The following is a 13,416-nucleotide window of genomic DNA, read 5'->3' as shown; positions in this document are numbered from 1 at the left end:
TCGCTTATACCGTGTGTGTCCAACGACTTACCAGACCGCTCGGGCGCGCAAGTGTCGCCCCTCACCGGACCGGCTCTGTGGGAGTGGAACCGGGCCCGGTAGTCGTTCCCGGTCGGGCTGCGTATGGTTAAGCGAGGGACCCCTCACCATCTGAACGTGGGGCCGGGAGGAGTGAACGTGCACAGGCTTGGGCTGAGCACGCGGTTCGAGAGCCGCAGCGTCATCGTCGCGATCGAGGGAGAACTCGACATCGCGACCGCCGCCGACCTCCAGGAACACATCAGGGCCGCGATCGACGACCACGGTCCGTGGCTGATCCTGGACCTGTCCGCCCTGGAGTTCATGGACTCCAGCGGGTTGAACGTCATCATCAGCGCCTATCGGACCATCCGTGAACGGAATGGTTCGCTGTCACTGGCGCACCTGAACGAGCGCGTTACCAAGATCGTCCGTATGGTCGGTCTGCACCGTCAGGTTCCGGTCCACCAGACCGTCGCCACCGCCGTCGCGGCGATGGAGGCTCTGGAGGCAAAACGCCAGGCTGGCTGACCGCCATCCGAAGCGTCCCCTCCCGGGTCCGGCGAGCCCTCTCCCGGGACCACGACAGCCACGGACGTCCCTGACCCCGTGCCCGTCCCAGGCGCGGTCCGAACTCTGCCCGGGGCGCGGCCCGCCGGGGCGGGCCGTCCGAAGGGGTCCACACCGCAGATCTTCCTGTGGACAACCGGATACGGAACGCCCGTTTCGGTAATAATCGGGGGCATCAACACACAGAGTTCCACCCCCGGGCCCTCCCACCGCCTCGCCGATGCCCTGATCCGCATCCAGATCCGCTTCCAGAACGATCCCCGTCACGCGGCCCGCGTGGCGGGGGCGGCCTTCGGCCTGCTCTTCCTTCTGGCGCTCGTCCTCGGCTTCTTCTTCTCCTTCGACGACCAGCCCCCGTACCTGCTGGTCGCCCTCGCGTTCCTCGGTGCCGCCCTGGGAGCGCCGCTCTTCGCGGTCACTCTCCTCGCCTTCCTGAACCGTTCGGTGGGCGGGCGCGTGATCCCCGCCGAGACCGATCCCGCCGACGTGCGCGCCGCCAGGAGAGCACTCCGCGCGGGCGAGCCCTCCGGCAGGCCCGAGGTGGACCGGATCGCCAGAGTCCTGGCCTCCCAGGCCCGCAGACACGAGATGCCGCTGTGGATGTTCGGGGCTCTCTTCACCCTCGTCGCTCTGTCGAACCTGGTCAACGCCGGGGCCCAGTACGGGGTGCACGGCGGCTGGCACTGGACGGCTGTCTTCGGACTGGTGGCGGGGGTGTTGATGCTGGTGGGTGTGGCTGTGGGCCTCCCCCTGGAGGCCCGGCGCCGACGCCGGACCCGCGCCTTCGCGGCGGCCTTCACCGCCAGAGGCGAGGAAGGCAGAGCGAAGGGCCCCGAGAGACCCTGAGCGCCGTGCTCGCGGCCGTCCGCCGCGGGGCACGCTCGAAGGGGACGTCCGTCCCAGTACACGGGGTCCCCGTGCGGGCGGATCACGGTCCCGGGACGCCCTCCGCCGGGGGCGGTACGCTCGGCAGAGCAGTTCACCCGGGTATCCCGCCGACGGGGCATTGCGCCCGGGTAGGCGGGTGCGTAACATTCCATCGAATCGATTCGACGACGGACGGGGCAGTGCGGTGCGGATCTCCGATGTGGCCCGGCACGCCGGGGTCTCACCGAGCACGGTCTCCTACGTTCTGAGCGGGAAGCGGTCGATCTCGGAGTCGACCACGCGCCGGGTCCGGGAGAGCATCGAAGCCCTCGGGTACCAGCCCCACGCCGGAGCGCGTTCCCTCGCCAGCCGCCGGACCAACGTCATCGCCCTGGTCGTCCCCCTGCGCGACGACGTCCACGTCCCCGTCGCCATGCGCTTCGCGGTCTCCGTCGTCACCGCCGCCCGCACCCATGACCACGACGTCCTCCTGCTCACCCAGGGCGAGGGCCCCGACGGCCTGCGCAGGGTCGCGGGCAGCGCCATGGTGGACGGCGTCATCGTGATGGACGTGGAGGCCGACGACGCGCGAGTGCCGGTCCTGCGCTCCCTCGACCTGCCTTCCGTGCTCATCGGGGTTCCCGAGGACACCGCTGGCCTGACCTGTATAGACCTCGATTTCGCCGCCGCGGGCGCGCTGTGCGTGGACCACCTGGCCGACCGGGGCCACACCGACATCGCCTTCGTCGGCCAGCCGCCGTCGGTCTACCAGCGGCGCACCGGCTTCGCCGAGCGGACCCTCACCGGGTTCGAGTCGGCAGCCGCCCGCCGGGGCGTCCGCGCCACCCCGCACCCCTGCTCGCCCGACACCGCCGACGAGGTCGCCGGTGCCCTGCTGCGCGATCGGCCCGGTCTCACCGGGCTCATCGTGCACAACGAACCCTCCGTGGGTCCGCTGCTGGAGGCCTTCACCGAACACGGCCGCACCGCGCCGGACCTGTCGACCGTCGTCATCGGCCCGGCCCCGGCCGGGCTGCCGAAACTGACCTCCGTGGACCTGCCGGCCGAGGAGCTCGGCGGCCGAGCCGTCGGCCTGCTCATGGACAAGATCGACGGCCTCGGAGAACCGGGGACCACCCTGCTGGAGCCCGGGCTCACCGACCGGGGCAGTACCGCGCGCCGGGCCTGAGAGGCCCGGCGGCTCCGCCCCGCCCCCCTGCCACCCACCCCCGTCATCCGCACCTTCCCAGCCCGCACCAGGTTCATTGTCGAAGCGCTTCGACACCTCTGTAACCCCGTACAGGAAGGATCCACGTGTTCAACGAGATCGAGGACGGATTCGAGTGGCGCGGCAGCCACCAGGTACTGCGCGCCCAGGCCTGGGGGACCGACGGCATCCGTGTTCGCGCCGCCCTGTCCAACCTCCGCGAGGACCTGCCCGGGGCGCTGGGCGAACGCCCCCCGGGGTCGGCCCGGGTCAGCCTCGGCGACACCGCCGTCCTGGTCAGCGGCTCCCTCACCCTGGAGGTGAGCGCGGACGGCATGCTCCGCTTCACCCGGGCAGGCGAGGAGCTGCTGGCCGAGGAGCGCGCCCACTTCTGGTGGCCCGGTCCCCGCGTCTACACCTCCACCGGCAACGGCTACTACCGGATCGAACAGCGCTTCAGAGCCTACGAGGGCGAGCGGATCCACGGCCTGGGCCAGCACACCCACGGACTCTTCGACCAGAAGGGCGCGGTCATCGACCTCGTCCAGCGCAACGCCGAGGTCACCATCCCCTTCCTGGTCTCCTCGCGCGGCTACGGCATGCTCTGGAACAGCCCCGCCACGGGCAGGGTCGAACTGGCCGACAACGGGACACGCTGGGTGAGCGACAGCTCCCGGCAGATCGACTACTGGGTCACCACGGGTGAGGGCCCCGCCGACATCATGGCCCGTTACGCGGAGGCCACCGGGCATCCGCCGATGCTGCCGGAGTTCGCTTCCGGCTTCTGGCAGTCCAAGCTTCGCTACCGCACCCAGGACGAGCTCATGGCGGTGGCCCGCGAGTACCGGCGTCGCGGGCTTCCGCTGTCGGTGATCGTCAGCGACTTCTTCCACTGGACCCACCTGGGCGACTGGAAGTTCGACCCGCAGGAGTGGCCCGACCCCGAGGCCATGGTGGACGAGCTCCGCGAGATGGGGGTGGAACTGATGGTCTCCGTGTGGCCCTCGGTGAGCCCGCTGAGCGAGAACCACGCCGAAATGCTGGCCGGCGGCTATCTCGTGGCCACCGAACAGGGTCCGCCCGTGCACGCCGACTGGGCCGACAAGGGGGTGGACTCCCAGGTGCAGGTGTCGTTCTACGACCCCACCAACCCCGCCGCCCGGGAGTACCTGTGGGAGCGGATCCGCCGCAACTACCACTCCCTGGGGATCCGGGTCTGGTGGCTCGACGCCTGCGAACCCGAGCTGAAGCCCGGCCATCCGGAGAACCTGCGCTACCACGCGGGCCCCGGTACCGAGGTGGGCAACATCTACCCGCTCGAACACGCGCGCGCCTTCCACGAGGGCATGACGGCGGTGGGCGAGGAACAGGTGATCACCCTGTGCCGCTCGGCCTGGGCGGGCAGCCAGCGCCACGGCGCGGCCCTGTGGTCGGGCGACATCGCCCCCACCTTCGACTCCCTGCGGACCCAGGTCCGAGCCGGACTCAACGTCGCCATGTCCGGCATCCCCTGGTGGACGACGGACATCGGCGGCTTCCACGGCGGCGACCAGGAGTCGCCCGAGTACCGGGAACTGCTGGTCCGCTGGTTCCAGTACGGGGTCTTCTGCCCGCTGTTCCGTCTGCACGGGTACCGGGAGCCGTTCTCGCACGACCTCTACCCGGAGATGTCCGGCGGCCCCAACGAGGTGTGGTCCTACGGGGAGGAGGTCTACGAACTCGTGAGCGGGCTGCTCTTCCTGCGCGAGAGGCTCCGCCCCTACGTGATGGAGCAGATGCGCCTCGCCCACGAAAGGGGGCTACCGCCGATGCGCCCGGTGTTCGTCGACTTCCCCGAGGACCCGAGGGCCTGGCAGGAGGGCGACCAGTTCCTGTTCGGCCCGGACGTGCTGGTCGCCCCGGTGACCGAATACGGGGCGCGGACCAGGGACGTCTACCTTCCGGCGGGCGAGTCCTGGACCGACCCGTGGACGGGGAGCGTCCACCCGGGCGGCACGGTGGTCACGATCGACGCCCCGCTGGACCGGGTCCCCGTGCTGCTGCGGGAGGGGGCCGACCTCCCGATCACGGGCTGAGCCGACCGTGCAGGACCGCGACCCCGCCGCCGCGAACGGTCATGCCCTCGGCCGCCGTGTCCGTCAACAGGTCCACGGCGCCGGGGGCGAGCCCCAGCGAGGCGGGGTCGGCCCGGTAGGGGGTTTCGGTGTGGTTGAGCACGAAGACCCAGACGAGGTTGCCTTCGGTGCGCCGCACCACCTCGACCCCCGCGCCTGGCTCCCCCGCGTCCGGTCCCCCCGCGGGACCGGGCGCGGGCCGCAGGTCACCGGCGGTGGCCTGCGGCCCGGAGCCCTGCGGCCCGACCCCGGCGAGCAGGGCGCCCAGCGCCGCGTCGTCCAACCGGACGGACAGGTACCAGGCGGTCCCCGAGCCCCGGCGGTTGCGGGTCAGGACGGGTTCCCCCGAGAAGGGACCGGACCGGTGGACGGCCACCGCCTCCGCCCCGGTCAGCCGGACCGCCTCGGTCCAGCCGCGGACCGGGCCGAGGCCGGTGTCGAACTGCTCCGTGTCCGGGGCGGGGCGCAGCTCCTCCACCCGGACGCCGAGCAGCTCGCGCAGCGCACCCGGGTAGCCGCCGGTCCGCACGGTGCCCCGGGGGTCGGCGATGCCGCTGAACGGGGTCACCACGAGGGTGCCGCCACCCTCCACGTATTCCGTCAGGTGCTCGCTCGCCTGGTCGGACATCAGGTAGAGCGAGGGCACGACCAGCAGCGGCACCCGGGGCAGCGGCCGGTCGGGGCGGACGAAGTCCGCGGTGCGGCCCGCCCGCCACAGCACCCGGTGGACCTGCCGTACCGCTTCCAGGTAGTCGAGGCCCGAGTCGGGCAGGGAGGCGGCCCCCATCGCCCACCAGGACTCCGGGTCCCAGGTGATCGCCGCGTCGGCCCGGACCGGGGCGTCGGCGACCCCGCGGATCCGAGGCAGCGCGGCGCCGAGTTCGCACACCTCTCGGAAGACCCGCGAGTCGGGCCCGGCGTGCGGCACCATCCCCGAGTACCACTGCTCGGACCCGCCCCGGGAGGCCCGCCACTGGAAGAACATGGCGCCCCGGGAGCCCCGCGCCACGTGGGACAGGCTGTGCCGCATGATTTCCCCGGGTGCCTTGGCGACGGTCCGCCCGGGTGTGTACACGACCCCCGCGGCCTGCTCCGCCAGCAGCCAGGGGCGGCCGCCGCCGGGCACGCGCGCGGCGTAGGAACGGGCGAGGTCGGCGGCGAAGGCGGTCTGGGCCGCTGCCCCGGCACCCGGTGCGGACGGGTAGTCGTCCACGGCCACCAGATCCACGTGTTCGGCCCACTTCCACGGGTCGACGGGGACCCAGTCGCCGAAGGCCCAGTTGGTGGTGACCGGCACGGCCGGGCTCGCCGCCTTGAGCACCGAGCGCTGCGCCAGGTAGTGGTCGAGCATCGCGTCGGACAGGAACCGCCGGAAGTCCAGGACGTGGGCCGGGTTGGCCAGGTACTGGGTCGCGCGCGGGGTCTGGACGTGTTCCCAGTCGGAGTAGTGCTGGCTCCAGAACGCGGTCGTCCAGGCCTCGTTCAGGGCCGCCAGGTCCCCGTGCCGCCTGCGGAGCCACTGCCGGAACGCACGGTCGGCGTGGGCGGAGTGCGACCAGGTGCCGTACTCGTTGTGCACGTGCCACAGCCGCAGCGCCGGATGCGCGGAGTACCTCTCGGCGAGGGCGCGGACGATCCGCTCACAGGCCGCCCGGTAGGCGGGCGCGGTCACGTCGTAGGTGTCCCGGCTGCCGTGGGTGAGGCGTACGCCTTGGTCGGTGACCGGCACGGCGTCGGGGTGGGCCGCCCCGAACCACGGCGGCGGGGACGCTGTCGGAGTGGCCAGGCAGACACCCACTCCGGCCTCGTCGAGCCGGTCCAGTTCGCGGTCCAGCCAACCGAAGTCGAACTCCCCCTCGCGGGGCTCCAGCAGCGCCCAGGAGAAGACCCCGACCGTCACCAGGTTCACCCCGGCCCGGCGCATCAGCTCGGTGTCCTGGACGCGCACGTCCTCGGGCCACTGCTCGGGGTTGTGGTCTCCGCCGAACCACAGGACGGACATGGCACACGCTCCCTCGAATCCACCGACACGACTCGCCAAGGATGCCCCTTGAAACCAGCAGGCGACAGCCCCCCGAACCGAACCGTCCGCACCCGTCATCCCGTCCAGGACTGGGAGGACGCGCTGATCAGCGGAAACGGGCGCCAAGGGGTGCTCGTGCACTCGGATCCGGAGCAGATCCGGCTCACCCTCTCCCACGAACGCCTCTTCCTGCCGGCCCGGGATCCGCTGCCCGCACCGCGCACGGCCCCGATCCTGCCCGAACTGCGGGCGCTCCTGAGCGGAGGGCGGGCCCGGGACGCGGCCGAGCGGATCACCGCGCTGGCGGAGGGAGAGGGGTATGAGGGCACCCACTGGATCGACCCCCTGGTCGGGGCCGCACGGGTCGCCTTCACCCCTTCCCGCCCGGTGGCAGGTCCGGTCACGAGGTCCTGTGACCTGAACACGGGGGTGGTTACCGAGGAGCTGCCGGACGGCACCTCCCATCGGGTGTTCGTCTCCCGCGCCGACGACGCCGTGGTCTGCGAACTCATCCGGTCGTCAGGGCTGGAGGGGACGCTCTCCCTGGGGGTGCTTCCCGGGAGCCCGCCCGTGCCGCTGCTGGTCCGGACGGGTACCGGGCCCGGCCGATTGTCGCTCACCGTGGCCTTTCCGGGCCGTCCGGAGGGCGCGACGGCCGGATACTCGGTGGCCTGCGGGGTCACCCCGGAAGGCGGGACGGTCCGCGTCGACGGGGACCGGCTCCGCCTTCGCGGGGTCCGGCGGCTCGCCCTGCTGTTCCGGACACGGGTGGCGGAGCCGGGTGCCGAACGGCCGCCCGCGCCCGGGCCCCTCCCCGAAGCGGGCACGGGTGCGCTGTGGGAACGGCACCGGCCCGTGCACACCGGACTCATGGACCGGTTCAGGATGCGCTTGGGCGGCGGCTCCGGTCCCGAGCGTGTCGCCCGCCTGGTGGACGCCGGTCGGTACGCCGTCGTCTCCGCCACCGGTGACCTCCCGCCCACCCTCCAGGGGGCACTTCGCAGATGGGAACACTCTTCGAGGGTTCCCATCTCTTCATTTCTGATCCTTCTCCGGGGTCGGCGACCCGTTGGGCCGCTCGGACCGACTCGTCCAGGCTCTCCGCCGCGAGGGTGACCCTGATGTGCACGTGGTTGGCCCACTTGTCATAGGTCAGTTCCAGGCGGAAGGCTTCGAACAGCCGTCTCAGTACCTCTTCCGGCACCTTGTCCAACTCCACTGCTTGGACGGGGATCGCGTCCAACATCTCGGGGGCCACTCGGACCGGGGGTCGCTCGCGGAGTTCCCTGAGTTGTCGGTCGATCTCCTCCTTCTCAGTGTAGAGACGCTCTGCCCGTTCTCTGATGTCCCCTGCCAACCGTGATGCCGGGTCGTCCACGAACTCCAACTGCCCGAGAAGCCTGTCCCGGCGCTCGTTCAGTTCCTCTTGCCGACGCTCCAGAGACGAGACGGCCTGTTCGTGCTCGCGGAGGGCGGCGGTATCCGCGTCCGGTATCGCCGCGAACAGGGCTCGGCTGCGTGCGGGACTGAACACGCGGTCTGTGAAGAAGCCCAGAACCGCTTCCATGAGGTAGGCCTCGCGCACCCACACACTCTTGGGGTGGGATGCTTCACACTTTCCCTTCGGGGGTTGACAAGCGAAGTATCCGACTTCCCTCCGAGTCTTGCCGAACATGCGACGCCCGCATAGAGCACATCGAACATAGGAGCGAAGTCGGTAGGAGCGCGCCGCTTGGGGGTGAGCTTGGTTGATGCCGCTCCTCTGCCGGGACCGGACACGATGGCCCGCGATCTTCTGCGCCGCAATAAAGGTGTCGACGGACACCAGGGGCTCATGGGTCGGCTGGCTGGACCACACCCACTCCTCCGGCGGCTTGAGACGGCCACCGGCCTTGGTCCCCCGGCGGTTCCAGACCATGAAGCCGCAGTACTTCGGATTGGTGAGCACACCGCGGACCGAGCCGCCCGTCCACTTCCCCACCGCACGACGGGGATCCACAGGCCTCGGGGGAGGAAAGCGATCCGGTTGGAGGTTGAGCACATCGGCGATGGCCTCATACCCCAGCCTCCTGTGCACCCGGAGCTCGAAGATCCAGGTGACGGTCGGTCCTCGGAGCGGGTCGGGGGTGAGCCGGTGCTTGGTGGCCCCTTCGGCGCGTTTGGCGGGAACCGGATGAGGAACTTTTAGAGGCATGTAGCCATACGGGGGCGAGCCGACATTGAAGCCCTGTTCTGTGTGGGTTTCGAACCCGCCCCAGGACTTCTCCAGGAGTTCGAGGACATACCACTCGGCCACCCCCTGCTTGACTCTGCGCGTCAGGATCTGGGTGGCCTTCTTCCCGTTCTCCATGATGGGCTCATCTGAAGCGAGCAGGAGGACGCCGAGTTGTTCCAAGCGGTGTTCGATCTGGCTGCTGATGTAGGAGCGCCGGGCAAGGCGCTCTATGGATTCACAGATCACCGCATCGAATCGTCGATCTTCTCGGGCCGCTTCTTCGAGCAGGTCTTGAATTCCCCCGTCTCGGGGGACCGGGATGGACATTGCCTCGTGTGCCTTGCCACGGCCCCGGTCCTTCAGGTCCATGCGGCCCGACTCGACGTCGTAGAAGTGGGCGACGATCATGCCGCGCGGGGGCAGGCTGGCGCGGGAGTTGGCCAGCTGGCGAGGGATCGACAGGGTGGCGTCCTGCTTGTCATCGGTGGAGGTGCGACCGGCGAAAGCCACCCTGAGCGCACCTCCCTTCAGCCCCGCGCGGAATCGTCTGGTGGTGCTGGTGAAGACTTCCGGGGGGATCGGGGGGACCGCCCCCTGTTGTGCAGTACCCATTCCAAGACTTCCTTGATGGACAATGCCTGCTCCCTCAGCAGCCCGCTGTCTTCGAGGGGTGAGAACTCAAAGGTCACGGACAAGCCGGGACCCCGTGAGGCGCTGAAGGGTTGGTCCGCTTCAGGATATTTCACGTTGCCTTCGCCCACACCATTCGCGACTCCGCTTTCCTTGCCAGTCGGCGTTTCGGTCTGATCATCGAATCCGCTCGAATCAGCCGACACAGCCCCACCTCCCATCGGTACCACCGGCAACCTTCTTCGTTGCCGCGGCAAAGGGGGAATATTTCCGGCATGCCGATTGATGAGGAGAAGCATCTGTCCGTTGCCGCACCAGAAGCGATTTCATCCACTTCCTCCGAAATCGGCATTGGTCTCGGCAATGAGGTGCCGCATGGCAACGGCCGCCTGCTGCGGCACCACGCCGTTACCGAGGATGTGGAGCTGGGCGGTGCGCGGCAATCCGAGGTCGGGGTCGGTGACCCACCCGGCGGGGAGGCCCATCATCCACTCGACCAGGGCGGCACTGAGGTTTTCTCAGCGAAATGATCTCTGCGGAGCAGGGTGATTTTCGGATCCCCGCCGGGCCGGACGAGTGGCACCTGGATGCGAGCAGACGTAAAGCCCCTGGTAGGACAGGTCTCACCACAAGATCATGTCCGTAACCACCAGAGGCTTCACGTTGGTCACCTATTCTGCCACCCTCGACGTCCCACGCCACATCGTCGAGTTCCTCGCCCGACACCTGGCCGCCCACCGCCGAAGCATCGCCACTCCGAAGGGCTCACGGGCACTCGGGCCGTTCCGCCAAGCGGTGCTGGTGCTGCGCTGGTTCCGTGAGCGCGGCTGTGTGCACTGCCTGGCCCGTGACGCCGGAATCTCCCAGGCCACCAGCTACCGCTACCTACACGAAGGCATCGACGTCCTCGCCGGCCAGGCCCCCGACCTGCACGAAGTCTTGGCCAATTGCCACAACGAAGGGATAGCGCGCGTAGTCTTGGACGGCACGCTGATCGCCTCCGACCGCCTCGCGGGCGTCCGCGAGAACGGCAACGACCTGTGGTTCAGCCAAAAACACAAGGCCTTCGGCGGCAACATCCAGTTCCTATCCGCACCGGACGGCACCCCGCTGTGGGTCTCCGCAGTCGAGCCCGGATCCACCCCCGACATCACCGCCGCCCGCCTCCACGCCCTGCCCGCCCTGTACAAGGCAGCGGCCGAGGGCCTGCCCACCCTGGCTGACAAGGGCTACCAAGGCGCCGGTATCGGCGTGCACACCCCCATCAAGCGCCCTACGGGCCAGGGCGAAGGGGCTCTGCACGTGGACACACGGATGTATAACGCGCTGTTGCGGCACGTGCGTGCGCTCGGTGAGCGCACCGCCGCCGAACTCAAGGAGCGCTGGCGGACGCTGAAGTACGTCACGCTTAGCCCGAGCCGGATCGGAGACATCGCCCGTGCGGCTCTTGTCCTCAACAGGCAGTGGAAATGATCTTCGCTGAGAAAACCTCACTGGGGGACATCGAGATTCCAGGGGTACCCAAACTCAGGGACGCCCGCGCCTCGTAGGCGAGGGCCTCGTAGTCGACCTGGGGTACGGCCTCTCCACCGACGGGACCGCCGCCCACGGTGGCACTGCACCAGGCCACGAGCCCATCAAGGCCACAGGCGGGTTCAGCCGATGCCTCACCGCCGGCCGAGGTACCGCCACCGGTACCCGACTCACCATTCGATCCGCCGCCACCTCCAGAACCGCCGCCTACACCGGACTCGGCGGACACATCGCAGCCCGGACCACCAGCACTTCCGCATTCTGCGCGGCCGATGAAGTCATCTGCCCAGGCAGGAGCAGAAGCGGCAATGAACAGGAGAAAAGCAAGAACGGGAGCGGATCGCCTCAGCATGATCCGATCTCCCATATGCGCAGGTCGACTACTTTCCAGACGAGCCCATCATGGGCGACTTGGGCATCCACTTTTCTCAATCCTCCGGAAGGCGAAGCCTCCTGCTCGCCGCCTTCATCGGACTCGATCCAGTCGGAACTGTCCATACAGTCGAGAAGGGTCACTTCATCATCCGAGGCATCGACCACTTGAGGCGAAAGCACCGGCTCCCCGGTGACCACGGCCTGGTCTTCGGCCGCACCCTCCAAGGTGCTTAGCATCAGGGCCAAAGCCTCACCTGAGGAGTACAGCTTCAGCTCCGGAGGGTCCGCGTCACCTTCATGAGAGGCTTCGATCACCACGCCCCACATGGCCTCATAAGCCTCAAGCGCGGCAGCTTCAGGCTCTTCTGAGGCAAAAGTCGGGGAAGGTGTCGGGGTCTCAGGTTCCGGCGGATCCCCACCGCCAGAGGCAGAACAGGCCGCTACCAAACAAGCGAACAGAACCCCCGCACCACCCACGACGTGCGTCTTCATGTCCACCTACAACCCCACTAGAACCTCACGTGGAGTGACGATGTTAATACCGGACTGCGCCCACTCCAAGACCCAAGGCACCCTCCAACCCCACAAGGCAAGGAAGATCTCACCACCAAGCCAGGGTCGAAAGTCCAAATTCGGTCACGGCAAAAGCGCTGGCACCAAGTACACAGGCAGATCGATGCACAGAATCGGCCTTCATCAACATGGCGAGGCCCAACTTTTCGCGAGTCCTAGAAGGTGTCTGAAAAGGGTCAGGGCGGCGCAGAATGGCAGGGGAGTCCTCCATTCCGGAGAAGCTGCGATGGCCGATCGACCCACCTATCCCACCGACCTGTCCGATGCCGATCTGAAGACGTCGTACCCCGTCTTGTCCAACCTTCGCGATCATGCCCTGCGCGACGGGAGAATGAGGCCATGGAACGACGGGTCGACTTCTCACGCGAGCGGTGGATGTTCTGTGGGCACTGCGATCATCGGTGGCGCGTCGATCCGGACTGGATCGACCGGTGGGAGCAGGCGGAGGAGACCTGCCCCGGCTGCGGCATGACCTGCGAGCACGAGGACCCGCCCCGGGTGACTGTCGACCCTGAAGACCCAGCGCTCGACGACTCCAATATCGCGCAGTTCTCCTGGTACCACACCAGCACGCAGCCGGACTGGCCGACGAGGGACTTCGACCCGGCAGCCGTTCTCACGCCCGAGACCCGCATGATGATGGGCGGCGACCAGCGGCCGAAGGCACTCCACGTCGGCACGTACGAGGCCGCGGTCCACAACATGCTGAGGCGGATGCGCGACCAAGCCGACCACGGCAGCCAGTTCCACCTCTACCGGGTGTACCTCAAGCCATCAGTTGTGGTGCGGGAGGATTGGCTCATCGACCCCAGCAACTTCGTCGGCGACGTCGTCCTCGACGAGGTCTGCCCTCCAGGCGTGGACATCGCCCGCTACCTCAATTACCACGAGGACCCCGGCGGGCTCTCCCTCGCCCTGGGGCGTGAAGCGATCGCTGGCGTCCAGCAGGTCGCGGTCCCGTTGCCCGATGCCTGGGACGGCAACTGGGTGTGTGAGGTCGTCGCGCCCCTCAAGAGTGCCTCTGACGCCCTCACCCCCGCAACCGGCAGGCTGAGGCGATCTATGCGGCCTACTTCGCCGCGAGCCGCGCTGGGCCGCAAGCTCGGCGCGGTTCTGGCTGACCGCCTGCCGGTCAACCTCCGGAACCAGTTCGCGTCGGCCGCAGCGTTCTCCGAGGGAGAGGATCCCGAGCGATGGGCGCGCCGGACGAGCGGCCTGTTCAGGCTAATCGAGAATCCGGCGCGGGTGCTTGCTGCTCTCAACCAGCAAGAGCATCGACAGGCGTAAGAGC

General features: G+C 68.8%; 10 protein-coding genes and 1 pseudogene. 8 read left to right on the top strand and 3 right to left on the bottom strand.

Annotated elements, in window-relative coordinates; all coding sequences use genetic code 11:
- Positions 1-177 precede the first annotated feature (177 nt).
- From NE857_RS32410 to NE857_RS32395, 4 genes are all read left to right on the top strand, one after another.
- Positions 178-549 carry an STAS domain-containing protein gene (locus NE857_RS32410; protein ID WP_026116664.1) on the top strand — a complete coding sequence of 124 codons (372 nt, stop codon included), beginning with the start codon at positions 178-180 and terminating at the stop codon, positions 547-549.
- Positions 550-627: 78 nt separating this feature from the next.
- Positions 628-1,434 (top strand): hypothetical protein, encoded by an 807-nt coding sequence (locus NE857_RS32405; RefSeq protein WP_184366663.1) that lies wholly within the window; start codon positions 628-630, stop codon positions 1,432-1,434.
- 226 nt (positions 1,435-1,660) lie between these two features.
- Complete coding sequence (locus NE857_RS32400; RefSeq protein ID WP_184372493.1) at positions 1,661-2,644, top strand: LacI family DNA-binding transcriptional regulator; 984 nt, start codon at positions 1,661-1,663, stop codon at positions 2,642-2,644.
- A gap of 125 nt (positions 2,645-2,769) precedes the next feature.
- Positions 2,770-4,737: a glycoside hydrolase family 31 protein gene (locus NE857_RS32395; protein ID WP_184366662.1), complete on the top strand. Its 1,968-nt coding sequence runs from the start codon at positions 2,770-2,772 to the stop codon at positions 4,735-4,737.
- Here NE857_RS32395 and NE857_RS32390 read toward each other — a convergent pair.
- Positions 4,727-6,778: a beta-galactosidase gene (locus NE857_RS32390; protein WP_254419024.1), complete on the bottom strand. Its 2,052-nt coding sequence runs from the start codon at positions 6,776-6,778 to the stop codon at positions 4,727-4,729. The two genes, NE857_RS32395 and NE857_RS32390, sit on opposite strands and share 11 nt — an antisense overlap.
- On the opposite strand from NE857_RS32390, the pseudogene NE857_RS32385 reads away from it, so the two are divergent.
- Positions 6,749-7,546 (top strand): annotated as a pseudogene (locus NE857_RS32385) (glycoside hydrolase N-terminal domain-containing protein); the annotation flags it as partial. The gene NE857_RS32390 and the pseudogene NE857_RS32385 overlap by 30 nt on opposite strands.
- 133 nt (positions 7,547-7,679) lie before the next feature.
- On the opposite strand, the gene NE857_RS32380 reads toward NE857_RS32385, so the two are convergent.
- Entirely contained in the window at positions 7,680-9,626 is a 1,947-nt protein-coding gene (locus tag NE857_RS32380) for a recombinase family protein (RefSeq protein WP_246420453.1), read from the bottom strand.
- Between the two features lie 293 nt (positions 9,627-9,919).
- Between NE857_RS32380 and NE857_RS32375 the strand changes: the two genes are divergently transcribed.
- Complete coding sequence (locus NE857_RS32375; protein WP_254419023.1) at positions 9,920-10,174, top strand: hypothetical protein; 255 nt, start codon at positions 9,920-9,922, stop codon at positions 10,172-10,174.
- A gap of 133 nt (positions 10,175-10,307) precedes the next feature.
- Positions 10,308-11,117 carry a transposase family protein gene (locus tag NE857_RS32370; RefSeq protein WP_184371353.1) on the top strand — a complete coding sequence of 270 codons (810 nt, stop codon included), beginning with the start codon at positions 10,308-10,310 and terminating at the stop codon, positions 11,115-11,117.
- Between the two features lie 405 nt (positions 11,118-11,522).
- Here NE857_RS32370 and NE857_RS32365 read toward each other — a convergent pair whose 3' ends face one another.
- On the bottom strand, positions 11,523-12,044 hold the full coding sequence (locus tag NE857_RS32365) for a hypothetical protein (protein ID WP_184366654.1): 522 nt from the start codon (positions 12,042-12,044) through the stop codon (positions 11,523-11,525).
- A gap of 420 nt (positions 12,045-12,464) precedes the next feature.
- Between NE857_RS32365 and NE857_RS32360 the strand changes: the two genes are divergently transcribed.
- Positions 12,465-13,412 (top strand): hypothetical protein, encoded by a 948-nt coding sequence (locus NE857_RS32360; RefSeq protein ID WP_184366653.1) that lies wholly within the window; start codon positions 12,465-12,467, stop codon positions 13,410-13,412.
- The last annotated feature ends 4 nt before the right edge of the window (positions 13,413-13,416 follow it).

This window comes from Nocardiopsis exhalans, from assembly GCF_024134545.1.
In the GTDB taxonomy this organism is placed as follows: domain Bacteria; phylum Actinomycetota; class Actinomycetes; order Streptosporangiales; family Streptosporangiaceae; genus Nocardiopsis; species Nocardiopsis exhalans.
This window is presented reverse-complemented; position numbering and strand designations above follow the sequence as displayed.

What these genes read in the sequence shown, in the direction of transcription:
- NE857_RS32390 (WP_254419024.1), bottom strand. Translation starts at nt 6,778, where the DNA reads ATGTCCGTCCTGTGGTTCGGCGGAGACCACAACCCCGAGCAGTGGCCC.
- NE857_RS32360 (WP_184366653.1), top strand. Translation starts at nt 12,465, where the DNA reads ATGGAACGACGGGTCGACTTCTCACGCGAGCGGTGGATGTTCTGTGGG.
- NE857_RS32365 (WP_184366654.1), bottom strand. Translation starts at nt 12,044, where the DNA reads ATGAAGACGCACGTCGTGGGTGGTGCGGGGGTTCTGTTCGCTTGTTTG.
- NE857_RS32375 (WP_254419023.1), top strand. Translation starts at nt 9,920, where the DNA reads ATGCCGATTGATGAGGAGAAGCATCTGTCCGTTGCCGCACCAGAAGCG.
- NE857_RS32380 (WP_246420453.1), bottom strand. Translation starts at nt 9,626, where the DNA reads ATGGGTACTGCACAACAGGGGGCGGTCCCCCCGATCCCCCCGGAAGTC.